1 protein-coding gene is annotated in these 251 nt (G+C 47.4%); it reads right to left on the bottom strand.

Features of this window, described 5'->3' with window-relative positions; all coding sequences use genetic code 11:
- Nucleotides 1-251: hypothetical protein (locus tag HMPREF9441_RS18920; RefSeq protein ID WP_008623817.1), on the bottom strand; the 251-nt coding region annotated here is incomplete at both ends.

Raw genomic sequence — 251 nt, 5'->3', positions numbered from 1 at the left:
CGAGGTGTTTTTGTAGGTATTGTATCCGCTGGCTAAACTGTGGGTAAAATTCGTCTTTTAGGTGCTGATTGATATAATCGGCTTTGTAAAAGGCAGCTCCGCACGGGTTGGAGAGGGTGAGGAAAGCAAGCGATACAATAGCGGTTACTGCCTCGATAGCTGCCCCAACGATGAGAGCAGGCGGGAAAAATATGCCTGTTATCTCGGCTGATGAGGCTAATATGGTACCTACAAGGTTGGTTACTTGAGTG

The organism is Paraprevotella clara YIT 11840 (genome assembly GCF_000233955.1).
GTDB lineage: Bacteria > Bacteroidota > Bacteroidia > Bacteroidales > Bacteroidaceae > Paraprevotella > Paraprevotella clara.
This window is presented reverse-complemented; position numbering and strand designations above follow the sequence as displayed.